Here is a 21512-nt window from a genome sequence, read left to right as displayed (position 1 = left end):
GTCCACAGGGTCGCTCCGGGTGGGGCCGTGGCCAGTAATCTCGCGCCATGGAGCAGAGGCATCTCGGCCGTACCGGCCTGCGCGTGTCCCGGATCGGGCTCGGCACCCTCACGTGGGGGCGGGACACCGACGAGCACGACGCGGCCGACCAGTTGAAGGTCTTCTGGGAGGCGGGCGGCACGCTGGTCGACACGGCTGATGTGTACGGCGGCGGCGAGGCCGAGTATCTGCTGGGGCGGCTCGTGGAGCGGCTCGTTCCGAGGCGCGATCTGGTCATCGCGACGAAGGCGGGCAGCGTCCTCGAGGCGGACCGCCGCTTCGACGGCTCGCGCGCCCACCTGCTCGCCGCGCTGGACGCGTCCCTGGACCGGCTCGGGACGGACTACGTCGACCTCTGGCAGATCCACGCGTTCGACCCGCTGACGCCGCTCGAGGAGACGCTCCAGGCCCTGGACCTCGCGGTGAGCAGCGGTCGCGCGCGGTACGCGGGGGTGTCGAACTTCTGCGGCTGGCAGCTGGCGAAGGCGGCGACCTGGCAGCTGGCCGCCCCGGGTATACGGACACGCCTGGCGAGCACGCAGATGGAGTACTCACTACTGCAGCGCGGCCTGGAGCGGGAGGTGCTGCCCGCGGCGCTCGACCTCGGTGTGGGGCTGCTGCCTTCCTCGCCCCTGGGCCGCGGAGTGCTCACCGGCAAGTACCGGACGGGGACGCCGGGGGATTCGCGCGGGGCGTCGGAGCTGATGGCCGCCTTCGTGGAGCCGTATCTGGACGAGACGGCGAGCCGCATCGTGGATGCGGTGGCGACGGCGGCGGACGGCCTCGCGACGACTCCGCTGGAGGTCGCGCTGGCGTGGGTCCGCGACCGTCCGGGCGTGGTGGCCCCCGTCGTCGGCGCGCGCACCGCACAGCAGCTCACGGCGGCGTTGTCGGTGGAGACCCTTAGTCTTCCTGACGAGATCTGCCAGGCGCTCGACGACGTGTCGGCGCCCGTGCACCGCTATCCCGACCAGGACTGGAGCACGCTGTGACTGCGCTTCCCGGGGCGACCCCCGGATCCCCGGCCGACGTCCCCGCGGAGGGCATGGAGGACGCTGCCACGTCGTCCGGGCCCGCGCCCGCGGACGGTGAGCCCGAGACGGCCGCGGACGGTGATCCCGGGACGGTCGCGGAGCCCGGTCCTGACGAGGGCGGCACCCGCGCGTCGGAGAGCGGCGGCGAGGCCGGCGACGTCTCCGAGGCCGAGGCCGAGCTGGCGGCGCAGCGGGAGCTGCGGGCGCGGATCGAGCAGCGGAAGGCCGAGAAGAGCGGTCCGATCGAGGCCGGCACGAAGCTGAGCGGGACGGCCGCCGATCTGCTGGCAGCCGTGCGGGCCGTGGAGAGCGGCGAGAAGTCGGGGGGCACGTTCTTCGAAGCCCCCACCGCGCCTCGGCGGCCCGCGGCGTCCTCGGTGCCGCCGCCGGCGCGGTCGAGGGTGCCGGAGCAGGAGTCCGCCCCGCGGCAGGCCGACCCGGACGCCGTTGCGGCCGTGCTGGAGGTCCTGGTGGCGGGCGGGGCACCCGGGGAGCTCGCGGCGCGTGTCGCAGGTGTGCTCGGCGAACAGGCCGCGGAGGCGCTGCGCGAGGACCCGTGGCGGCTGCTGGGTGTGCCGGGTGTGCGGCCTGAGCAGGCCGACGGGTTCGCCAGGGCCCTGCTCGGTGAGGGGTGCGGACCGGGCGACGAGCGGCGGGCGGCAGCTCTGGTGACCTGGCTGCTGGAACAGGCCGCGCTGCAGGGACACACGGCCCTGGAGTCGTCGGTCGTGCGCAAGGCGCTCGACGGGCGTGCGGTGCCCGACCCGGACGAGGCGCTCGAGCACGCGATCTCCGAGGGCGCCGTCCTGGTGTTCCAGGACGGGCTGGAGGAGGGCGAGGGCACCGAGGAGCCGGAGCAGGGACAGAAGCAGGAGCAGGGACAGGGACAGGAGCAGGAGCAGTCGGCCGTGCCCGTGCTGCTGGGGCTCGACCGGTACGCACTCGCGGAGGAGAGCCTCGCGGACGGTCTGGCCCGGCTCGTGAAGACGGGGCCCGACGAGAGCTGGGACGGGCCGGAACTGGTCCGGGCCGTCGGTGGCCACGGGCTCGTGCTGCACACAGGCGGCGAGGCGGCGCGGGCCGAGCCGGCAGCCGTGGTCGAGACGGCCCGTGCGCTCGGCCTGCGCGCGGTGATCGCGACCCACAGTGAGAACGGCCGCCGCAGGCTCGGCGCCGAGGCGGTCACCGTGCACGGGCTGCTTTCCGGAACCCAGGGCCCCGGCCGCGACGAGGACGGCACGCTGGCCCTCGATCTGCTCGCGGTCCTCGACGCACCGCAGCTGGACGTCGAGGCCGCCGCGATGCTCGTGGAGTCGATGCCCGACGGCAGCAGGCTGCTGCTCAGCGGCGACCCCGGGGTGCTGTGGTCGGCGGGTGCGGGGCGGGTGTTCGCCGATGTGCTGGCGGCCCGTGTGTGCCCGCAGATCGCGTCCCGCACGCCCGACCCGGGGCCGATCGGGGAGCTGGTCTCCGGCATCGGCGTCGGCGAGCTGAGCGCCGTGGCGGCGCCCGGCAAGGAGGTCGTGATCGTCCCCGTCCGTGACGCGGGCGAGGCCGTGCACCGTACGGTCCAGCTGGTCGCGGACTCGGTGCCGCGGGCGATCGGCGTACCGGCCGGCGAGACCCAGGTGATCACGGTCGGCCACGGGGGCTCGGCCGGGACCCGGGCGCTCAACGCGGCGCTCAAGCAGCGGCTCAACGACGGCCCCGGCCGTTTCGGCGGTTTCGACCCGGGCGACCGGATCGCATACGTCCCGTCGGCCGGGCGGACCGTGTCCGGCACAGTGGTCTCGGCCGCCGCGGAGGGCCTGCGGCTCGACTGCGACGGCACGCAGGTCGTCGTACCGAAGGAGCGGGTCGACTCCACGGTCCGGCACGGCTGGGCGCTCACCGCGCACCAGGCGGCCGGGATGCGCTGGCCCGCGGTGGTCGTCGTGCTGCCGGGCGACGCGGCGCAGGGCCTGAGCCGCCCCTGGGTCTACACCGCCTTCAGCCGCGGCGAGCGCCATCTGTCCGTCGTCCACGGCGTGGAGCAGGCCCTGCCGCGGGCGGTGGCAGAGGTCCCCGCCCAGGAGCGGACGACGCGCCTGCGCACGCTGCTGGAGGGACTGCTGGTCGCCCCGGGCGAGTAGGCGGCCCGCCCCGGGGAGGTGAGCGCCGCCGCGTCGTGCGCGATGCTCTCCCCGGGCGGCCCGGGGTTCCTTCGCCCGCAGGCGCCGAGTGGGCTCACCACGCGCCGCCCACCGTCACACGATCCGGCAGCCCGGTGGGCTCGAAAACGCGCCCCCGCCGCCGGACGGGCCGGGTGGCCGGGACGGCGGCGGGGGGGCTCGCGGGGCGTCAGCGCCCGGGAAGGCCTGTCGTACCGGCGGTGTCGAGGTCGTCCAGGTCCTCGTCCACGTCGTCCTCGTCGAAGACCGAGCTGACGTCGAAGCGGCACACGATCCGTTCCGGGTCGGCCTGGTCGAACGGGGTGCTCAGCCACTCCCCCGGCTCCGGGAGTTCGTCCGCCGCGGACACCCAGAGCGTGGAGTCGCCCTCCTCGAGGCCGAATTCCTTGTGCCGGGAGGCGATTTCATCCGGTTCGTACTCGCCGAAGAGCACACCCAGCGCTGCGTGCACGCTCGTGCCGACCACTGCCGCCGACGTCCGGTCCGCTGCCTCGTCCCGGTCCACGTCGGCGATGCGCTGGGCCTGGGCGAGCAGCCGCTGCGGTTCGACGACGGCGTAGTCGCGGCGGATGAGGACGCTCAGGGCGTTCGGCTCGTCGGGACCGGCGTAGGGCGGAAGAGAGTCGTCCGCTCCGGGGATCTCGAAGGGCGTGACCTCGTCGTAGCGGTCGTAGAGGCGCTCGTCGTACGCCTCGGCCGCGGCGGCGAGAGCATTGAAGGCGTCGTAGACCGCCGGGTCGTCCTCTCCCGTGCGGCGTTCGACCGCTTCGAGGTGACGGTCCAGCGCGGCTTTGACCGCCTCGGCGGCGGCGCGAACCTCGGCAGCTGTGGGCTGCGCAGGAGCGGATGCATCAGACATAGAGCAGACGCTATCCGTACTGGGGCTCTGCCCGCACAATAGATGCGATGCCGGAATACGAATTTGTCGACGTGTACGTGCCACGCGGCGTCTCCCGCAGGGAGGCGACCCGCCTGCTGACCGACCATGCCGAGTACGGACACTGGGAGTTGGACCGACTGAGTCTCCGCCGGGACGGCAGCCGCAGGATCCGGCTGCGCCGACGCATCATCCGTCAGGTTCGCGCCACGTGGTGAGTGCCTGCTGCACGAAGGACGGAACGGGCCCGCTGTTGCGGGCCCGTTCCGTTGCGTCACGGCACGATCACGCGGAGGCGCGGGCCCTGCGGTAGAGGACCGCACCGCCGAGCAGCAGGCCGGCGGCCGCGGGGATCACGAGCCCGAGCTGACCGGCACCGGTCTGCGCGAGTTCGTCCGTACCCTCGGACGGGGTGACGGTGTCGGTGTCCGGGGTGTTCGGGACCGACGGCTCGATCGGCGTCCCCGGCTCCACGGGCGTACCGGGCTCACCGGGTTCCCCAGGCTCTCCCGGCTCACCGGGCTCTCCAGGCTCACCGGGTTCCCCAGGCTCTCCCGGCTCTCCAGGCTCACCGGGTTCCCCAGGCTCTCCCGGCTCACCCGGCTCACCGGGCTCACCGGGCTCACCGGGTTCACCCGGGTTGTTCCCGTCCGGCCCGTTGGCACAGCCGTTGCCGACCGCGGCGTTGCCCAGGCCTCCGATCGTCACACTGTTCCCGCACACGTTCACGGGTACGTCGACGGGCACCTGGATCGTGTTTCCGGAGCCGACCCCGGGAGACTTCGCCGTACCGCCCTCGGCGTGGGCGCCCCCGCCCTGGTTCGGCGTGGACGTGTTCGCGCAGCCGTTTCCGAACGCGGGGTTCAGCACCCCGACGACGTTCACGGTGTTGCCGCAGACGTTGACCGGCACGTGCACCGGAACCTGAACCGTGTTCCCGGAGAGCACGCCCGGGGAATTCGAGGCGCCGCCATGGGCACCCGCACCCCCGTGCGCGTGGGCGTAGCCGCCGCCGAGTGCGAGCATGCCGCTCGCGGCCGCCACGATGATCAGGCCTTTTCGCGTGACCTGTCGCATAGCTGGTTTCCTGCCTTCTGACTTCCGGAATGCTCCCGCGCGCCGTCGCCCGGGAGCGGAATGTCAGCGGCCCCGGAGTGCATGGCGCGCACTCCGGGGCCGCCGGACTCAGCCCCTCATGGGTTGAGGCACAACGTCACGCGTTCTGGCAGTAGTTGCCGAAGGCGGGGTTCAGCAGGCCGATCACGGAGACCGTGTTGCCGCAGACGTTCACCGGAATGTGGACGGGCGCCTGGATGACGTTGCCCGAGAGCACACCGGGGGAGTGCACGGCGGCACCCTGGGCACCCGAGTCGGCGACGGCCATCCCCGCACCCGCGAGAACCAGACCACCGGTGGCAGCCGCAGCAGCGACGACCTTCTTGATCATTATTCCTCCTAGTAGGCAATGCGGCCCCAGCCGCGGACCGCACACCCTGTAACGAGGAGGGAGTAATGGAGCTACTAGCGTATGGTCCCATTCACTCTTTTCAGTCGAATGCGCACGCGTGGGCGATTACTTGGAGTTTCGTTTCAGCAGATCGAGTGGTTCGTCCGGCCGCGGATTCAGCTCGCATCGAGGAAACGGTCCAGCACCCGCACACCGAACGTCAGTCCGTCCACCGGCACCCGCTCGTCGACCCCGTGGAACATTCCGGCGAAGTCCAGCTCCGGCGGCAGCTGCAGCGGCGCGAAGCCGAAGCAGCGGATGCCGAGATCGTCGAAGGACTTGGCGTCGGTGCCGCCGGAGAGCATGTACGGGACGGCCCGTGCGATCGGGTCCTCGGCCCGCAGCGCCGACTGCATCGCGTCCACGAGACCGCCGTCGAAGCTCGTCTCCAGCGCCTTGTCCGCGTGCACGTCCTCGCGCTTCACCCGAGGGCCGAGGATCCGGTCGAGATCGGCCAGGAACTCCTGCTCGTACCCCGGCAGGAAGCGGCCGTCGACATGGGCGGTGGCCTGGCCCGGGATCACGTTCACCTTGTAGCCCGCGCCGAGCATCGTCGGGGCGGCCGAGTTCCGCAGCGTCGCCCCGACCATCTTGGCGATGCCGCCGAGCTTGGCGAGGGTCGCCTCCATGTCCTCCGGGTCGAGCGGGGTGCCGAGCGCGTCCGACAGCTCGTCCAGGAAGGACCGCACGGTCTTGGTGACCCGCACCGGCCAGGTGTGCCGTCCCAGCCGGCCGACCGCCTCGCACAGCTCGGTGATCGCGTTGTCGTTGTTGGTCATCGAGCCGTGCCCCGCGGTGCCCTCGACCGTGAGGCGCATCCAGTGCATGCCCTTCTGGGCCGTCTCGACGAGGTACAGCCGGAGGTTCTCGTTCACGGTGAAGGAGAAGCCGCCCACCTCGCCGATCGCCTCCGTGACGCCCTCGAAGAGGTCCGGGTGCTTGTCGACGAGATACCGGGCCCCGTACGTGCCGCCCGCCTCCTCGTCCGCGAGAAAGGCCAGGACGACGTCGCGCGGGGGCTTGCGGCCGCTGCGGAGCCGGTCCCGTACGACCGCGAGGGTCATCGCGTCCATGTCCTTCATGTCCACCGCGCCCCGGCCCCAGACGCAGCCGTCGGCGATCTCCCCGGAGAACGGGTGGTGGGTCCAGTCGTCGGCATTGGCCGGAACGACGTCGGTGTGGCCGTGGATGAGCAGCGCCGGCCGGGAGGGGTCCTCGCCCTCGATCCGCGCCACGGTGGAGGCCCGGCCCTTGTGGGACTCGATGATCTTCGGCTCCAGGCCGACCTCGGCGAGCTTCTCCGCCACGTACTCCGCGGCCGCCCGCTCCCCCGGCCCCGAGTGGTCGCCGTAGTTGCTGGTGTCGATCCTGATCAGATCACGGCACAGATCGACGACCTCGTCCTCGCCGGAGATCGTCCGGCCGGTGTCCGACTGGCTCACGTTGTTTCCTCCCACTGGCGCTCTGGTGGTCCCCCACATCCTCCCCCGCGCCCTGCCCGCATCCCAAGGGCGCCCGCCGCCCGACACATGCCCGTCACCGTCACACCCGTCGCCGAGGCCGGGACAGGGGCGTGATCGAGCACCTCCGAATGTTTGCTATGGTTTTCCACGTCGGAACGGCCCAGGGCCGGAAGACAGACACCTGGTCCGGGTGGCGGAATGGCAGACGCGCTAGCTTGAGGTGCTAGTGCCCTTTATCGGGCGTGGGGGTTCAAGTCCCCCCTCGGACACCACCAGAGAACCCCAGCTGAGCTGGGGTTTTTTGCATTGTGTGGCTGGTGCCGGTGCGATGTGTGCGTGGAGGTGCGGGAGCGGTGGGACGCAGACGACGGGCTGCCCCCGTGGCGCCGCTGCCGCAACGTGATGGCATCGATCCCGTACGCGTACGGCTGCCCGCCGATCCGGGCGGGGCCTGGCGCACCGTACGGGACCACCTCGTCGACCGGTTCGGCGCGGCGGTCGGGGTGGAGCGGGTGGAGGCGATGCTCGGGGAGGGCCGGTTCGTCGGGACGGACGGGCCCGTGGCCGCGGACGAACCGTACGCACCGGGGCGGTGTCTCTGGTTCCACCGGGACTTCGCGGCCGAGGAGCGTGTGCCGTTCGAGGTCGGGATCGTGCACCGGGACGAGCGTCTGGTCGTCGCCGACAAGCCGCACTTCCTCGCCACGACTCCGCGCGGCGGGCACATCACCGAGACCGCAATGGCCCGGCTGCGCCGTGAGCTGGGACTTCCGGAGCTGCAGCCCGCGCACCGGCTCGACCGGCTGACCGCCGGGCTCGCCCTGTTCGTCGTACGGCCGCAGGACCGGGGCGCGTACCAGACGCTGTTCCGGGACCGGCGGGTGCGCAAGGAGTACGAGGCGGTGGCCCCGTACGACCTGGACGTCTCGCTCCCCGTGACGGTACGCAGCCGGATCGAGAAGGAGCGCGGTGTGCTCGCGGCCCGCGAGGTGCCGGGTGAGCCGAACAGCGAGAGCCGGATCGAGCTGCTGGAGCACAGGGACGGGCTCGGCCGGTACCGGCTGCTGCCGGCCACCGGCCGTACCCATCAGCTGCGGGTGCACATGAACGGCCTCGGGCTGCCGATCCTCGACGATCCGGTGTACCCCGTGGTCCGCGAGGACGAGCCGGCGGACTACGAGCGGCCGCTGCAACTGCTCGCGCGGGTCATGGAGTTCACCGATCCGCTCACCGGCCGGGAGTGCCGCTTCGAGAGCCGCCTGCGGCTCTCCTCGTGGTGACTCAGAACACCACCACCGAGCGCAGGACGTCGCCCTCGTGCATGCGGGCGAAGGCCTTCTCGATGTCGCCGAGGCCGATGGTCTCGGTGACGAAGGCGCCGAGATCGATGCGGCCCTGCTGGTGGAGGTCGATGAGCATGGGGAAGTCGCGGGACGGCAGACAGTCGCCGTACCAGGACGATTTCAGCGCTCCGCCGCGGCCGAAGACATCGAGGAACGGGAGCTCGAGCTTCATCTCGGGCGTCGGGACGCCGACGAGCACGACGGTGCCGGCCAGGTCGCGGGCGTAGAACGCCTGCTTGTACGTCTCGGGGCGGCCGACGGCCTCGATGACCACGTCCGCGCCGAAGCCGCCGGTCAGATCGCGGATCGCCTCGACGGGGTCGGTGGTGCGGGAGTTCACGGTGTGCGTGGCGCCCATGGTGCGGGCGGTCTCCAGCTTGCGGTCGTCGATGTCGACGGCGATGACCCGGGCGGCTCCGGCGAGCCGGGAGCCGACGATGGCCGCGTCGCCGACTCCGCCGCAGCCGATGACGGCGACGGAGTCGCCGCGGCCGACGTTGCCGGTGTTGAGGGCGGCGCCGATACCCGCCATGACCCCGCAGCCCAGCAGGCCCGCCACGGCCGGGGAGACGGACGGGTCGACCTTGGTGCACTGGCCGGCGGCGACCAGGGTCTTCTCGGCGAAGGCGCCGATGCCGAGGGCCGGGGAGAGTTCCGTGCCTCCCCCTGAGCCTCCGGCCAGGGAGGTAGCCCCACTCGTCGTCATCTTCTGACGGGCGTTGTGGGTGTCGAAGCAGTACCACGGCCTGCCGCGCAGACAGGCCCGGCAGCGGCCGCAGACCGCTCTCCAGTTGAGGACGACGAAGTCGCCGGGGGCGACATCGGTGACGTCGGGGCCGGTCGACTCCACGACGCCCGCCGCCTCATGGCCCAGGAGGAAGGGGAAGTCGTCGTTGATTGCGCCCTGCTTGTAGTGGAGATCGGTGTGGCAGACCCCGCACGCCTGGATCTTGACCACGGCCTCGCCGGGTCCGGGATCGGGGACGGTGATCTCCATGACCTGGACGGGCTCGTTCCTGCCGGGGGCGACGACCCCCTGGACCTGCTGCGCCATCGCAGTGCTTCCCTTCCTCGGGACAGGTGTACGGCACCACGATGCCGCGACCGGACGCAATGGGCGAGGCCCCCGCCGGACGTGTCCGGCGGGGGCCTCGTCGTACCACGGCGTGGGCGTCAGGCGTCCTGGCGCTCCGTGGCGGCCGTCCGAACCCGCTTGCGGACCAGGTACCAGCCACCGACCAGCGCGAGCGCGATCAGCGGCAGGAAGTACACGGTGGTGCGGCTGATGCCGTCGTCCATCCACATCAGGACCGGGACGGAGGCGAGGAAGGCCGGCGTGACGATCTGGGTGTACGGAGCCCAGGGCAGCCGGTAGCCCGGCCGGGTGACGCGGCCGTCCCGGGAGCGGTGCCAGAACAGCAGCGAGCAGACCATGATCATGCCCCAGGTGCCGATGATGCCGATGGAGGCGAAGTTCGGCACCAGTTCGAAGGCGTCGCCCGGCATGACGCAGTTCAGGAACACGCCGACGACACCGGAGCCCGCGGTGAGCAGGATGCCCCCGTAGGGCACGCCGCCCTTGTTCATCACGCCGGGGAGGACGCGCCCACAAGATTACTCAGAGTGTGCGCATGCGGCCCTCAGGGCGCGAGGACGTCGAGCTCCTGGAGGGCGCCGACGGCGATCTCCCTCGTGAGTTGCTCGGCCCGGTCGGCGTCGCCTTCGCGAACGGCTTCGGCGACCTGCACATGGAGGGTGACGGCGGCCGGGTCGGGGTCCTCGAACATCACCTGGTGGTGCGTACGACCGGTGAGGACCTCGGCGACGACATCGCCGAGCCGGGCGAACATCTCGTTGCCGGAGGCGTTGAGCACGATCCGGTGGAAGGCGATGTCGTGCTTCAGATAGCCCTCCAGCTGGTGGCCTCGGGAGGTGGCGACCATGCCGAGGGCGCACTCCGTGAGGCCGGCGCACTGCTCGGGCGTCGCGTTGCGGGCGGCGAGCGCGGCGGCCACGGGCTCGATCGCGGAGCGCAGCACGGTCAGGGAGCGCAGCTGGCGGGGGCGGTCGGCGCCGGCCAGTCGCCAGCGGATGACGCGCGGGTCGTAGACGTTCCACTCCGGGGTCGGGCGCACGGTCACGCCCACGCGGCGGCGGGACTCGACGAGTTGCATCGACTCCAGGACGCGGACCACCTCGCGCACGACGGTGCGCGAGACGTCGAAGCGCTGGGCCAGCTCATCGGTGCGGAGCACGCTGCCAGGCGCGTACTCGCCCGCGGTGATCGCCAGGCCGAGGCTGTCGAGGACGTGTGTGTGCAGCCCGTGGCCCTCTGTGCTCATGGAGCAAGACTACGGGGCACGGTTCGGGAACAAAAAGTATGACGTTTATGTCTCACCCTCTTGAATACGTCGTACCTAATGCGTTTCAGTATCGCGACGGCTCGACGTCGCACCGATGTCGACGGCGTCGGACCGATGTCGATGAGGACAGCGAGGCACCAATGAGCACCCCCCACGTGGTTGTCGTGATGGGCGTGGCAGGAACCGGCAAGACCACGATCGGCCCCCTGCTCGCGGAGGCAATGGGCGTCCCGTACGCCGAGGGCGACGACTTCCATCCCGCGGACAACATCGCCAAGATGACCGCCGGTGTCCCGCTGGACGACGCGGACCGTGAGCCCTGGCTCGACGCGATCGGGCAGTGGGCACACGGCCGGGCAGGACTCGGCGGTGTGGTCTCCAGCTCCGCGCTCAAGCGGAAGTACCGCGACCGGCTTCGGGCGGCCGCCCCGGATGCCGTCTTCCTCCACCTCACCGGCGACCGCGCGCTGATCGAACAGCGGATGGCCGAGCGCAAGGGGCACTTCATGCCCACCACGCTGCTCGACTCCCAGTTCGCCACCCTGCAGCCGCTTCAGGAGGACGAGCCGGGCGTTCCCGTCGACGTCTCCGGCTCCCCCGAAGAAATCACCGAGCGTGCCGTCGCCGCACTGCGCCGGCTCGAGAACTAAGGAATCAGCGTGACCAGTCTCAGCGTCGGGATGCTGGCAGCGGACGCCACCGAACCGATCACCTCGGCAGGCAACGCACAGCTCGGCATCGCGGTCCTCGCGGGCATCGCCGTCATCGTCGTGCTCATCACGAAGTTCAAGCTCCACGCCTTTCTGTCCCTGACGATCGGCTCACTGGCGCTGGGTGCCTTCGCCGGAGCCCCGCTCGACAAGACCATCGAGTCCTTCACGAAGGGACTCGGCACCACCGTCGCGGGCGTCGGCGTGCTCATCGCGCTCGGCGCGATCCTCGGCAAGCTGCTCGCCGACTCCGGCGGCGCGGACCAGATCGTGGACACGATCCTCGCGAAGGCGAGCGGGCGGTCCATGCCCTGGGCGATGGTGCTCATCGCGTCGATCATCGGCCTGCCGCTCTTCTTCGAGGTCGGCATCGTCCTGCTGATACCCGTCGTGCTGATGGTCGCCAAGCGGGGCAACTACTCGCTGATGCGGATCGGCATCCCGGCCCTCGCGGGCCTGTCCGTGATGCACGGCCTCATCCCGCCGCACCCCGGCCCGCTCGTCGCGATCGACGCCATCGGCGCGAACCTCGGCGTCACCCTGGCGCTCGGCCTGGTCGTCGCCATACCCACGGTGATCATCGCCGGTCCGCTGTTCTCGAAGTACGCCGCCCGCTGGGTCGACATCCCGGCGCCGGACGACATGATCCCCCAGCGGTCCTCCGAGGATCTGGACAAGCGGCCGAGCTTCGCCGCCACCGTCTCCACCGTGCTGCTGCCGGTCGTCCTGATGATGGCCAACGCCCTCGTCGAGATCATCGTCGACAACCCCGAGAACCCCGTCCAGCGCGTCACCGACGTCATCGGCTCGCCGCTGATCGCCCTGCTCGCCGCCGTGATCGTCGGCATGTTCACGCTGGGCCGCGCCGCGGGCTTCACCAAGGGCCGGATCGCCACGACCGTGGAGAAGTCCCTCGCCCCCATCGCGGGCGTACTGCTCATCGTCGGCGCGGGCGGCGGCTTCAAGACGACGCTGATCGACATCGGTGTCGGCCAGATGATCCTGGACTTCTCCAAGGACTGGGCCATCCCGACGCTCCTGCTGGCCTGGCTGATCGCGGTGGCGATCCGGCTGGCGACCGGCTCCGCGACCGTGGCGACGATCTCCGCCGCCGGTCTGGTCGCCCCGCTCGCCGCCGGCATGGGCACGGCCGAGGCCGCGCTGCTGGTACTGGCGATCGGTGCCGGTTCGCTCTTCTTCAGCCACGTCAACGACGCGGGGTTCTGGCTGGTGAAGGAGTACTTCGGGATGAACGTCGGTCAGACGATCAAGACCTGGTCGGTGATGGAGACCATCATCTCGGTGGTCGGCATCGTCTTCGTCCTGCTGCTGTCCCTGGTGTTGTAGCGGTCAGTCGTCATCCGGGTCCCAGAGCGGGTGTTCCCGCCGGGCCCACGGGCGCTCGACCGACCCGGTGCGCATGCCACGGCGTGCCTCCGGGTCGGCGAGCGCCATTCCGACATGGCCGAAGAGCACGAGGCCGATGGTGAGCGCCAGCCAGTCGTGCACGAAGGTCGCGCTCGTGCGCCACACCAGCGGGGCGAGATGCGTGAACCACATCAGCAGCCCGGTGCCGAGCATCACCAGCACCGCACCCGCGATCCAGGCGGCGTAGAGCTTCTGCCCGGCGTTGAACTTCCCGGCCGGGCGCGCCTCGGGGCTGTGGTCCCGGCGGCGTACGGCCCGCAGCCACTGCCGGTCGTGGGGCCCGAAGCGGTTGAGGCGCCCCAGATCCGCCCGGAAGGCGCGCGAGGCCAGACCCAGCAGGAACGGTACGGGCAGCAGCAGCCCCGACCACTCGTGCACGGTGACCACGAGGTGGCGGCGGCCGACGAGTTCGGCCAGTTCGGGTACGTACAGGGCCGCGGCGGTCGCGACGCACAGCAGCATCAGGGCTGCCGTGGTGCGGTGCACCCAGCGCTCGGCGCGGCTGAACCTCCGCAGCCGCACGGGCCGTTCAGGCGGTGGGGGCGTCGTCCCGGCCGTTCGACCTGCCGACCCAGGCGTCGATGTCATAGCCTCGCTCCTCCCAGTACCCGGGCTGCACTTCGGAGGTCAGGGAGATTCCGGAGAGCCACTTCGCCGACTTGTAGAAGTACATGGGCGCGACGTAGAGGCGCACCGGACCGCCGTGCGCGTGGCCGAGCGGCTCGTCCTGCATGCGCAGGCAGACCAGGACGTCGGAGCGGCGCGCCTGGTCGAGGGTGAGGCTCTCGCTGTACGTCCCGTCGAAGCAGGTGAAGCGGATGGCCCGGGCCTCCGGCCGTATGCCCGCCGCGTCCAGCAGGACGGACAGTTTCACGCCCTCGAACGGGGTGTCGGGGACGCGCCAGCCGGTGACGCACTGGACGTCCCGCACGATGCGGGTCTGCGGGAGCGCGCGCAGGGCGTCCAGGGTGTACGACGCGGGCCGCTCGACCAGTCCGCCGACGGTGAGGCGGTAGTTCGTGTCGTTCTTGTGCGGTACGGACGCGGCGACCGAGTAGTAGCGGAAGCCGCCGCCGTTGGGGAGCAGGCCGGTGAGCTTGGTGGGGTCCTTGTCGGCGACCGAGCCGAGGAAGGCCTCGAAGCCGCGCTGGAGGTACGGGGCGGTGGCCACTCCGGCGGCGCCGAGGCCGAGCACGGAGAGCACGACGCGTCGACCGACGGGCGTGCCTTCCCGGTCCGGGTCCCGGGGCGGGGTGGGAGTCGGGTCCTTCACATGACGATTCGAACACCCGCGGCCGCCGGATTCCAGTGGCCACGGGTGTTCGTCGGACTTTCGTCGGACTTTCGTCGGACCTCCGTCACCCGTGCGTGCCGGCCGGCTCCTCGGACTCGGCGGCGCGGTCCAGCTGGAACGCCTCGTTGCCCAGGCCGATGCGCGCGTGCACCTCGGGCCGCGTGGACTTGAGCACCGCGCCGTACACCAGCCCGCCGACCAGCGTGACGCCGATGACGGCCGGCAGGATCCAGTTGAGTGCGGAGCCGGGTCCCGCGCCGATCAGGAGGTCGAAGTCCTTGACCGTGTAGACGGCGATCGCGATGAGCGCGAGGCCGGCGAGGGCGGAGGCGACCAGCCGCCAGGTCTGCGCCCCGGCCGCGCCGCGGCGGACGAAGAAGGCGATCACCGCGAAGGAGGCGGCGGCCATCAGCAGGATGACGCCGAGCGCGCCCACGTTGCCCATCCAGGCGAACAGGCGCAGCACCGGGGTGGTGGGGTCGCCCGCAGGCATGTCGTCGGTGATCGCGAAGGCCGCGATGACGAGCACGGAGACCGCGGACTGGAGCACGGAGCCGGTGGCGGGGGCGCCGCTGGACTTGTTCGTACGGCCGAAGCCGGCCGGCAGCAGGCCTTCGCGGCCCATGGCGAAGGCGTACCGGGCGACGACGTTGTGGAAGCTCAGCAGCGCCGCGAACATGCCGGTGACGAAGAGGACGTGCAGGACGTCCGTGAAGGTGCTGCCGAGCCTGGCCTCGGTGAGCGAGAAGAGCAGCCCTGGCCCCTGCTCGGCCGACTGGCCGGTGATGGCGCCCGGTCCTGTGGCGACGGTGAGCGCCCAGGCGCTGAGCGCGAGGAACAGCGCCGCATACGCGACGGCGAGGAACATCACGCGCGAGACGACGACGTGGGGGCGGCTGGTCTCCTCCGCGTACACCGGGGACTGCTCGAAGCCGACGAACGCGGCGATGCAGAAGCAGAGAGCGGTGCCGAGGCCCGCGCCGGTGAGGGTCTCCGGGTTGAAGGCTCCCAGGGTGACGCCCTCGGGGCCCGGCTCGGCGATGGCGGCGACGTCGAAGATGACGACGAGCGCGCACTCGACGATGAGGAGGATGCCGAGCACCTTGGCGTTGAGGTCGATCTTCAGCCAGCCCAGTGCGGCGACGAGCGCGGCCGCGGCGAGGGCGGGCACCCACCAGGCGACGCTGATCTCCAGATAGGTCGAGAACAGGCCCGAGATCTCGAAGCCGAGAATGCCGTAGATGCCGACCTGCATCGCGCTGTACGCGACGAGGGCGACGAACGAGGCCCCGGCGCCCGCGGTGGAGCCGAGGCCGCGGGCTATGTACGCGTAGAAGGCACCGGCGTTGTGGACGTGACGGCTCATCTCCGCGTAGCCGACGCTGAACAGCATCAGGACGACGCCGAGGACGACGTACAGCAGGGGCTGGCCGACGATGCCCATCACACCGAACACGGTGGGCATGACTCCGGCGACGACCATCAGCGGCGCGCTGGCGGCGAGCACGGACAGGAGCAGGCCTGCGGTGCCCAGGCGGTCGGCGCGCAGGGCGCGTTCCAGTCCCTTGTAGGTGCTGATCTCGCTGTCGGTGACAGCGGTTCTGGTGGCGCGCGTACTCGAACTGCCCGGCGACATGGCGGGGTGTGTCCTCTCTCGGATCAGACGGTGCCGAGCGCGGCGTTGCGCGCGGCATGGAACGCGTCGTGCGGGTCCCGGTCCGGATAGGACCAGGGGGCCGGTGCGGCGTGCGGGCCGATGCGGTGGAACAGCGCGGCGGCCTCCGCGGACCTGCCCTCGCAGTGCTTGGCGTGGGCGAGGAAGTTGAGGTCCACGCGATTGCGGGGGTGGTCCTCGCGCTCCCATTCCAGCCACCAGTCGAAGGCGGTCTTCATGACCTGCCGGGCACGGCGGCCGCTCCAGTGACCGGAGGCGAGCAGGTCGGCGGGCTCGATCCCGGCCGTGGCCAGCACCCGGTAGCGCTCCGCGTGGGCGACGACGGGCAGGACGGCGAGCGGCGAGTCCGCCGGGGCCTGTTCGGCGGCCCAGGCGGCGAAGTCGTACACCTCGTGGAGCGGGTCCTGGCCGGCGGCGGGGTGGCGTTCGGCGAGTCTGGCGGCCATCAGGTGGTGGGCGTGGTGGTGCTCGGGGTGCCGGAAGCGCACCTCGTCGAAGAGGCGGGCGACCTCTTCCTCGGTGCCCAGGGTGCGGGCGAGGAGCAGCAGGGCGAGCCACGGGGTCGGGTCCTCGGGGGCGAGATCCGCGGCGGCCCTGCATGCCGAACGGGCGTCCTCCGGACGCTCCTTGCCGCGCAGTGCCGCGTGGACGGACGCACAGGCGAGGAGCGCGGTGGCGTCCGGGCTGCCGGGCTCGGCGAGCAGCCAGTCGCGAGCCCAGGCGGCGGTCGACGGGGCTTCGCCGAGCACGACGAGCCGGTGTCCGCGGCGGTCCCAGTCGTCCGCCGTCGCGGCGAGCATCGACCGCGCCGCGGTCCATCTCCCCTGCGCCAACTTTGCCCGTACGGACATGAGTTCGGCGTCGTCGAGCGCCGAGTCGAAAGCCTGCGCGGAGCGTGCGGCGCGACGTCGGCCTCGGCCGAGCGGGGGCGGAGGTGGGGGCATCCGCGGGGCTTCCTTACTGCTGCGGTGTGAGCGTGTGAGCGCGGGATGTGAGCGAGTGATCGCGCACAGCAAAGCGGTACGGAAGGCTCCACGTCAAGAGCGGTCTGACGGGCTCAAGTCGCCTGGCTGGAGCGGTTGGTGGGCCTGAACGGTCCGGGTGGCGCCCGAGGGCGCGAAAGGGGCGCGGAGGGGGCGCTTTCGGCGGGCTTTGTCCCCTCCCCGCCCCTTCCCGAACCGGGGCTCCGCCCCAGACCCGGTTGCGGGGGCTCCGCCCTCGAACCCTCGCGCCTCGGACTCCGGCGGGGCAGAGTTCCCGGGGCTCCGCCCGGACCCCGCCCCCTACGCCCTGACGGGCGTGGGACCGGGGTGTGGGGAGCTGCTCCTTCGACCCGTCGGGCACTGGAGAACGGACACCCGACCCCCACCTGACGGCGGGCACTTCGAACCCGTCTGACACTCGAGGACGCACACCCCGGCCCACCGGGCGGCACCAGTGCATCAAGCCGCCGGCCCGGCACGGCACCGGCCACATCAAGCCCAGCCGGCCCACCGGGCGGAATCAGAGCACACACAAGCCCGCCCGAACGCTTGAGACAGACACCCCGGCCCCGGAACAGCACCAGTGCCTCAAGCCGTTGGGTCCCGGACGGCACAGGCCGCATCAAGCCCAGCCGGCCCACCCGGCGGCACCGGAGCACATACAAACCCGCCGACGCCCGAGGACGGACACCCCCGCCCACCGGGCGGCGCCGGGCGCTCCCAGCGGTTTCAGGAAGGGTGGCGCAGGGAGCAAGCCCCCGTAGGCGACCCGGGGCCAGGACCCGGGGCGCTATGCCACCGCCTTGGCGGCCGCGCGGCCCGCGGCTCGGCCCGAGAAGATGCAGCCGCCGAGGAAGGTGCCTTCGAGAGAGCGGTACCCATGAACGCCGCCCCCGCCGAAGCCCGCCGCCTCGCCCGCCGCGTACATGCCCGGCAGCGGCTCGCCGTCCGCCGTCAGGACGCGCGAGGAGAGGTCGGTCTCCAGGCCGCCCAGGGACTTGCGGGTCAGGATGTTGAGACGCACGGCGATCAGGGGCCCGGCCTTGGGGTCCAGGATGCGGTGCGGGGAGGCCGTGCGGATGAGCTTGTCGCCGAGGTACTTGCGGGCGCCGCGGATCGCCGTGACCTGAAGGTCCTTGGTGAAGGGGTTGGCGATCTCCCGGTCGCGCGCCGTGATTTCGCGGCGTAGCGCGTCCTCGTCGATGAGCGGCTCCTTGGTGAGCGCGTTCATACCGCGCACCAGCGCGCCGAGGTCCTTCTCGACGACGAAGTCCACGCCGTTGTCCATGAACGCCTTGACCGGGCCCGGCACGTCGGCCCGCGCACGCCCGATGACGTCGCGCACCGACTTGCCCGTCAGGTCGGGGTTCTGCTCGGAGCCGGACAGCGCGAACTCCTTGCCGATGATGCGCTGGTCGAGGACGAACCAGGTGTAGTCGTACCCCGACGCCATGATGTGCTCCAGCGTCCCGAGCGTGTCGAAGCCGGGGAAGAGCGGCACGGGCAGCCGGCGTCCGCGTGCGTCGAGCCAGAGCGAGGACGGTCCGGGCAGGATCCGGATACCGTGCCGGGCCCAGATGGGGTTCCAGTTCTCGATGCCCTCGGTGTAGTGCCACATGCGGTCGCGGTTGATGTGGTGCCCGCCTGCCGCCTCCGCGATGCCGAGCATCAGCCCGTCGACATGCGCCGGGACACCGGAGAGCATCTTCTCGGGCGGCGTGCCGAGCCGCTCCGGCCACTGGGAGCGCACGAGGTCGTGGTTCCCGCCGATGCCGCCGGAGGTGACGATCACCGCCTGGGCGCGGAGTTCGAAGGTCGCGGCGACCTCACGGCTGCTCGCCGAGCCCCGCTCCACCGAGGACGGCTCCAGGACCTCGCCGCTCACGGTGTCCACGGTTCCGCCGGTACGGCCCAGTCCGGTCACCCGGTGCCGGAAGCGCAGCTCGACGAGGCCGCGCGCGACACCCTCCCTGACGCGCCGTTCGAACGGCGCGACGATGCCCGGTCCCGTCCCCCAGGTGATGTGGAAGCGCGGCACCGAGTTGCCGTGCCCGTTCGCGTCGTACCCGCCGCGCTCGGCCCAGCCGACGACGGGGAAGAACCGGACGCCCTGCGCGTGCAGCCAGGACCGTTTCTCACCGGCCGCGAAGTCGACGTACGCCTCGGCCCAGCGGCGCGGCCACCGGTCCTCGTCGCGGTCGAAGCCGGCCGTGCCGAGCCAGTCCTGGAGCGCCAGTTCGTGACTGTCCTTGATACGCATACGGCGCTGCTCGGGCGAGTCGACGAAGAAGAGGCCGCCGAACGACCAGTGGGCCTGCCCTCCGATGGACTGCTCGGGCTCCTGGTCGAGCAGGATGACGCGGCGGCCCGCGTCGACGAGTTCGGCGGTGGCCACGAGCCCGGCGAGCCCCGCTCCGATCACGATGACATCAGCGTCGTAGACCATGGGTGGTGTCCCTCTCGGAGCGGCGGGCCGGTGCTTCGGTGGCTTCGATCTTCGGTACGCGGCAGTAACCCGTCAACCGTTCGGGACGGACGGACCGGCGGGCCGACGGAGAAGGACGTCCTGGGCCGGTGATTTCATGGCGGTATGAGTGCCGATTCGAATCCCGCCGACGAAATCCTCGACATCGTCGACGAGAACGACGAGGTCGTCGGGCAGGCCCCGCGCGGTGAGGCCTACGCGCGAGGCATGCGCCATCGCTGCGTGTTCATCCAGGCCCGCGACGCCGACGGCCGGATCTTCGTCCATCGCAGGACGGCGACCAAGCTCGTCTTCCCCTCCCTGTACGACATGTGGGTCGGCGGCGTGGTGGGCGCGGGCGAGTCGTACGACGACGCGGCCCTGCGCGAGGCCGAGGAGGAACTGGGCGTCTCGGGACTCCCCCGGCCGGTCCCGCTCTTCAAATTCCTGTACGAGGCCCCATCATCCGATCCGGAGCAGATCTGGCAGACCTGGTGGTCGGCCGTGTACGAGGTCCGCTGCGAACTGCCGGTGGACCCGCAGGCCGAGGAGGTCGCCTGGCACGCCTTCGTACCGCAGGCGGAGCTGGAGGCGCGTCTCGGCGAGTGGGAGTGGGTGCCGGACGGCCTCGCGGCGTACGAGAGGCTGCGCGCCTACCGGGCGTCCGCTGCCCCGACGGACTGAGTCCGCCCGGCGAGGACGTCGGCGAGCGTCCGGGTCTGGGCGTCGGTGATGCCCTGGGCGAGCGGGATCGTACGGGGGCCGAAGCCGTCCGTGCACACGGCGATCGGGCTCGCGTCCGTGCGGACCCAGCGCGGGCCGTCCGCCAGGTGGTGCTTCCGCAGCACCTCGGCCAGCTGCGGCGCCGTGGCCGCGGGTATGCCGCAGGACACGAGCGCTCGCTCGACGACCTCGACGGCCTCGTCGGGGGTGTCGGCGTCGCCGAGCATCGGGAGCAGAAGCAGCAGTCGCTGTGCCGGGTCGGTGAGTCCGGCCCCGCCGTCGGCGTCCGCCGCGGCGATGGCGGTCAGCTCGGACCAGGACAGCCCGGGGCCCGTGGGATCCGCGTCGTACTGGCCGAGGTGGCCGAGTCGCCCCCACTCCGGGTGGTGGATGAAGTAGTCCACACCACCGCCCTCGTCCTCGAAGGTGCGGAACACCACCATGGCCGTGTGCCCGCGTCCGAAGGGCACCCGCAGCACCGGCCAGGGCGCGTCCGCGTCGCTGAGCCTGTCCAGCATCTCCTCCAAGTCCCCGACGTCCGTCACCTCTTCGACCTCGGCCGCCGATATCCACAGATGGGCGAGCCAGAACGCCGGGTCATCGGCCAGCTCCTCTCCCGCGGTCAGCTCGGCCTCTTCCAGGTACTCGGGGACGCGCACCTCATCGATCATGCCGGGAACGCTACCCACCGGCACCGACAACGCCGCCGGTAGGGTGCGACGCGTGAGCGACTTCGTGCAGACCCTGCGGCTCTGGTTCGCACCGCGGCGGATCCGGGACGAGGGCGAGACCCCCGACTACCGCTTCTCGCTCGCCAATGAGCGCACCTTCCTCGCCTGGATCCGTACCGCGCTCGCGCTCATCGGCGGCGGCTTCGCCGTCGACCAGTTCCTTCCCGACCTGCGCTGGGGTGTGCGCGTGGGGCTGTCGCTCGCGCTGATCGGGGCGGGCGTGCTCTGTGCGCTGCGGGCCGTCAATCACTGGGTGCGGTGCGAGCGGGCGATGCGGCACGGTGAGGATCTGCCCGTGTCGCGCTTTCCGACGGTGCTGGCGCTGGTCGTGGGGGCCGTGTCGGTCGCCATGGTGGTGGTCGTGGCGTGGGGGCGCGGGTGAGCGGGGCGGGGGCCCGGGATCCGGGGCTGCAGCCGGAGCGGACCCGGCTGGCGTGGCGGCGGACGACGCTGTCGTTCACGGTGGTCGCCGTGCTGGCGGCACGGCAGGTCGTGCACCGCGAGGACGTCACCGCGGACGACCTGGTCGCCCTGGCGCTCAGCGCGCTCGTATGGCTGGGGTTCCTGCTCGTGGCCCACTGGCGCATCGGGGCTGTGAGCACGGGACGGCCACCGGGCGCGATGCCGGCCGGGCAGGCCGTCGGCGCCACCCTGTGCACGCTCGCGCTCGCCGCGTTCGGCGTCGCGATCGTGTGGTGACGCCTGAC

General features: G+C 71.6%; 21 protein-coding genes, 1 tRNA gene and 1 pseudogene. 10 read left to right on the top strand and 13 right to left on the bottom strand.

Features of this window, described 5'->3' with window-relative positions; translation table 11 throughout:
• Positions 1 to 47: 47 nt before the first annotated feature.
• Both ABT078_RS04955 and ABT078_RS04950 read left to right on the top strand, forming a co-directional pair.
• The gene (locus ABT078_RS04955; RefSeq protein WP_351223884.1) at positions 48 to 1031 is read left to right on the top strand and encodes an aldo/keto reductase; all 984 of its coding nucleotides are present in this window, start codon (positions 48 to 50) and stop codon (positions 1029 to 1031) included.
• On the top strand, positions 1028 to 3205 hold the full coding sequence (locus ABT078_RS04950; RefSeq protein WP_502981162.1) for a helix-hairpin-helix domain-containing protein: 2178 nt from the start codon (positions 1028 to 1030) through the stop codon (positions 3203 to 3205). The genes ABT078_RS04955 and ABT078_RS04950 overlap by 4 nt, the downstream gene beginning before the upstream one ends.
• A gap of 208 nt (positions 3206 to 3413) precedes the next feature.
• Here ABT078_RS04950 and ABT078_RS04945 read toward each other — a convergent pair whose 3' ends face one another.
• Positions 3414 to 4103, bottom strand: coding sequence for a hypothetical protein (locus tag ABT078_RS04945; RefSeq protein WP_351223883.1), 690 nt, complete (start codon positions 4101 to 4103; stop codon positions 3414 to 3416).
• A 47-nt stretch (positions 4104 to 4150) separates the two neighbouring features.
• Between ABT078_RS04945 and ABT078_RS04940 the strand changes: the two genes are divergently transcribed.
• Entirely contained in the window at positions 4151 to 4339 is a 189-nt protein-coding gene (locus ABT078_RS04940) for a DUF5703 family protein (protein WP_351223881.1), read from the top strand.
• Positions 4340 to 4406: 67 nt separating this feature from the next.
• Here ABT078_RS04940 and ABT078_RS04935 read toward each other — a convergent pair whose 3' ends face one another.
• The 3 genes from ABT078_RS04935 to ABT078_RS04925 form a co-directional block, all read right to left on the bottom strand.
• Positions 4407 to 5198: a chaplin gene (locus ABT078_RS04935; protein WP_351223879.1), complete on the bottom strand. Its 792-nt coding sequence runs from the start codon at positions 5196 to 5198 to the stop codon at positions 4407 to 4409.
• A gap of 136 nt (positions 5199 to 5334) precedes the next feature.
• Positions 5335 to 5568, bottom strand: a complete 234-nt coding sequence (gene chpH, locus ABT078_RS04930; protein WP_351223877.1) for a chaplin ChpH — start codon at positions 5566 to 5568, stop codon at positions 5335 to 5337.
• A 176-nt stretch (positions 5569 to 5744) separates the two neighbouring features.
• Entirely contained in the window at positions 5745 to 7070 is a 1326-nt protein-coding gene (locus ABT078_RS04925) for a M20/M25/M40 family metallo-hydrolase (RefSeq protein WP_351223875.1), read from the bottom strand.
• 205 nt (positions 7071 to 7275) lie between these two features.
• Here ABT078_RS04925 and ABT078_RS04920 point away from each other — a divergent pair.
• Both ABT078_RS04920 and ABT078_RS04915 read left to right on the top strand, forming a co-directional pair.
• Positions 7276 to 7363, top strand: a tRNA-Leu gene (locus ABT078_RS04920).
• Positions 7364 to 7444: 81 nt separating this feature from the next.
• Complete coding sequence (locus ABT078_RS04915; RefSeq protein ID WP_351223873.1) at positions 7445 to 8371, top strand: pseudouridine synthase; 927 nt, start codon at positions 7445 to 7447, stop codon at positions 8369 to 8371.
• A 1-nt stretch (position 8372) separates the two neighbouring features.
• Here the strand turns inward: ABT078_RS04915 and ABT078_RS04910 are convergent, their stop codons facing one another.
• The 3 genes and pseudogenes from ABT078_RS04910 to ABT078_RS04900 all read right to left on the bottom strand — a co-directional run bounded on the left by ABT078_RS04910 (position 8373) and on the right by ABT078_RS04900 (position 10776).
• Entirely contained in the window at positions 8373 to 9488 is a 1116-nt protein-coding gene (locus ABT078_RS04910) for an S-(hydroxymethyl)mycothiol dehydrogenase (RefSeq protein ID WP_351223872.1), read from the bottom strand.
• Between the two features lie 119 nt (positions 9489 to 9607).
• Positions 9608 to 10027, bottom strand: a pseudogene (locus ABT078_RS04905) (amino acid permease); the annotation flags it as partial.
• A gap of 47 nt (positions 10028 to 10074) precedes the next feature.
• Complete coding sequence (locus ABT078_RS04900; RefSeq protein ID WP_351223870.1) at positions 10075 to 10776, bottom strand: FadR/GntR family transcriptional regulator; 702 nt, start codon at positions 10774 to 10776, stop codon at positions 10075 to 10077.
• A 161-nt stretch (positions 10777 to 10937) separates the two neighbouring features.
• On the opposite strand from ABT078_RS04900, the gene ABT078_RS04895 reads away from it, so the two are divergent.
• Together ABT078_RS04895 and ABT078_RS04890 are read left to right on the top strand one after the other, a co-directional pair.
• Entirely contained in the window at positions 10938 to 11447 is a 510-nt protein-coding gene (locus tag ABT078_RS04895; RefSeq protein WP_351223868.1) for a gluconokinase, read from the top strand.
• A 9-nt stretch (positions 11448 to 11456) separates the two neighbouring features.
• Complete coding sequence (locus tag ABT078_RS04890; RefSeq protein WP_351223866.1) at positions 11457 to 12854, top strand: GntT/GntP/DsdX family permease; 1398 nt, start codon at positions 11457 to 11459, stop codon at positions 12852 to 12854.
• Between the two features lie 3 nt (positions 12855 to 12857).
• On the opposite strand, the gene ABT078_RS04885 is transcribed toward ABT078_RS04890, so the two are convergent.
• The 5 genes from ABT078_RS04885 to ABT078_RS04865 all read right to left on the bottom strand — a co-directional run bounded on the left by ABT078_RS04885 (position 12858) and on the right by ABT078_RS04865 (position 19333).
• Positions 12858 to 13523, bottom strand: a complete 666-nt coding sequence (locus tag ABT078_RS04885) for a cytochrome b/b6 domain-containing protein (protein WP_351223864.1) — start codon at positions 13521 to 13523, stop codon at positions 12858 to 12860.
• On the bottom strand, positions 13465 to 14208 hold the full coding sequence (locus ABT078_RS04880; RefSeq protein WP_351223862.1) for a molybdopterin-dependent oxidoreductase: 744 nt from the start codon (positions 14206 to 14208) through the stop codon (positions 13465 to 13467). Before ABT078_RS04880 ends, ABT078_RS04885 begins: the two co-directional genes overlap by 59 nt.
• 85 nt (positions 14209 to 14293) lie before the next feature.
• Complete coding sequence (locus ABT078_RS04875) at positions 14294 to 15865, bottom strand: APC family permease (RefSeq protein ID WP_351223860.1); 1572 nt, start codon at positions 15863 to 15865, stop codon at positions 14294 to 14296.
• Positions 15866 to 15888: 23 nt separating this feature from the next.
• Complete coding sequence (locus ABT078_RS04870) at positions 15889 to 16848, bottom strand: hypothetical protein (RefSeq protein WP_351223858.1); 960 nt, start codon at positions 16846 to 16848, stop codon at positions 15889 to 15891.
• 829 nt (positions 16849 to 17677) lie between these two features.
• Entirely contained in the window at positions 17678 to 19333 is a 1656-nt protein-coding gene (locus ABT078_RS04865) for an FAD-binding dehydrogenase (protein ID WP_351223856.1), read from the bottom strand.
• Positions 19334 to 19477: 144 nt separating this feature from the next.
• On the opposite strand from ABT078_RS04865, the gene ABT078_RS04860 reads away from it, so the two are divergent.
• Positions 19478 to 20035 (top strand): NUDIX hydrolase, encoded by a 558-nt coding sequence (locus ABT078_RS04860; RefSeq protein ID WP_351223855.1) that lies wholly within the window; start codon positions 19478 to 19480, stop codon positions 20033 to 20035.
• Here ABT078_RS04860 and ABT078_RS04855 read toward each other — a convergent pair.
• A complete protein-coding gene (locus ABT078_RS04855; protein ID WP_351223853.1) occupies positions 20005 to 20745 on the bottom strand; it encodes a hypothetical protein in 741 nt (246 codons plus the stop codon). The two genes, ABT078_RS04860 and ABT078_RS04855, sit on opposite strands and share 31 nt — an antisense overlap.
• A 52-nt stretch (positions 20746 to 20797) precedes the next feature.
• Between ABT078_RS04855 and ABT078_RS04850 the strand changes: the two genes are divergently transcribed.
• A complete protein-coding gene (locus ABT078_RS04850) occupies positions 20798 to 21187 on the top strand; it encodes a YidH family protein (RefSeq protein WP_351223851.1) in 390 nt (129 codons plus the stop codon).
• A complete protein-coding gene (locus ABT078_RS04845) occupies positions 21184 to 21504 on the top strand; it encodes a DUF202 domain-containing protein (RefSeq protein WP_351223849.1) in 321 nt (106 codons plus the stop codon). Before ABT078_RS04850 ends, ABT078_RS04845 begins: the two co-directional genes overlap by 4 nt.
• The last annotated feature ends 8 nt before the right edge of the window (positions 21505 to 21512 follow it).

It is taken from the genome of Streptomyces sp. NPDC002133, assembly GCF_040296405.1.
Taxonomy (GTDB): Bacteria; Actinomycetota; Actinomycetes; order Streptomycetales; family Streptomycetaceae; genus Streptomyces.
This window is presented reverse-complemented; position numbering and strand designations above follow the sequence as displayed.

Bases quoted from the DNA above. Each gene is read 5' to 3' on its own strand.
- ABT078_RS04860 (WP_351223855.1), top strand. From the start codon at position 19,478: ATGAGTGCCGATTCGAATCCCGCCGACGAAATCCTCGACATCGTCGAC.
- ABT078_RS04875 (WP_351223860.1), bottom strand. From the start codon at position 15,865: ATGTCGCCGGGCAGTTCGAGTACGCGCGCCACCAGAACCGCTGTCACC.
- ABT078_RS04885 (WP_351223864.1), bottom strand. From the start codon at position 13,523: ATGACATCGACGCCTGGGTCGGCAGGTCGAACGGCCGGGACGACGCCC.
- ABT078_RS04955 (WP_351223884.1), top strand. From the start codon at position 48: ATGGAGCAGAGGCATCTCGGCCGTACCGGCCTGCGCGTGTCCCGGATC.
- ABT078_RS04865 (WP_351223856.1), bottom strand. From the start codon at position 19,333: ATGGTCTACGACGCTGATGTCATCGTGATCGGAGCGGGGCTCGCCGGG.
- ABT078_RS04940 (WP_351223881.1), top strand. From the start codon at position 4,151: ATGCCGGAATACGAATTTGTCGACGTGTACGTGCCACGCGGCGTCTCC.
- ABT078_RS04910 (WP_351223872.1), bottom strand. From the start codon at position 9,488: ATGGCGCAGCAGGTCCAGGGGGTCGTCGCCCCCGGCAGGAACGAGCCC.
- ABT078_RS04895 (WP_351223868.1), top strand. From the start codon at position 10,938: ATGAGCACCCCCCACGTGGTTGTCGTGATGGGCGTGGCAGGAACCGGC.
- ABT078_RS04900 (WP_351223870.1), bottom strand. From the start codon at position 10,776: ATGAGCACAGAGGGCCACGGGCTGCACACACACGTCCTCGACAGCCTC.
- ABT078_RS04855 (WP_351223853.1), bottom strand. From the start codon at position 20,745: ATGATCGATGAGGTGCGCGTCCCCGAGTACCTGGAAGAGGCCGAGCTG.
- ABT078_RS04945 (WP_351223883.1), bottom strand. From the start codon at position 4,103: ATGTCTGATGCATCCGCTCCTGCGCAGCCCACAGCTGCCGAGGTTCGC.
- ABT078_RS04935 (WP_351223879.1), bottom strand. From the start codon at position 5,198: ATGCGACAGGTCACGCGAAAAGGCCTGATCATCGTGGCGGCCGCGAGC.
- ABT078_RS04870 (WP_351223858.1), bottom strand. From the start codon at position 16,848: ATGCCCCCACCTCCGCCCCCGCTCGGCCGAGGCCGACGTCGCGCCGCA.
- chpH (WP_351223877.1), bottom strand. From the start codon at position 5,568: ATGATCAAGAAGGTCGTCGCTGCTGCGGCTGCCACCGGTGGTCTGGTT.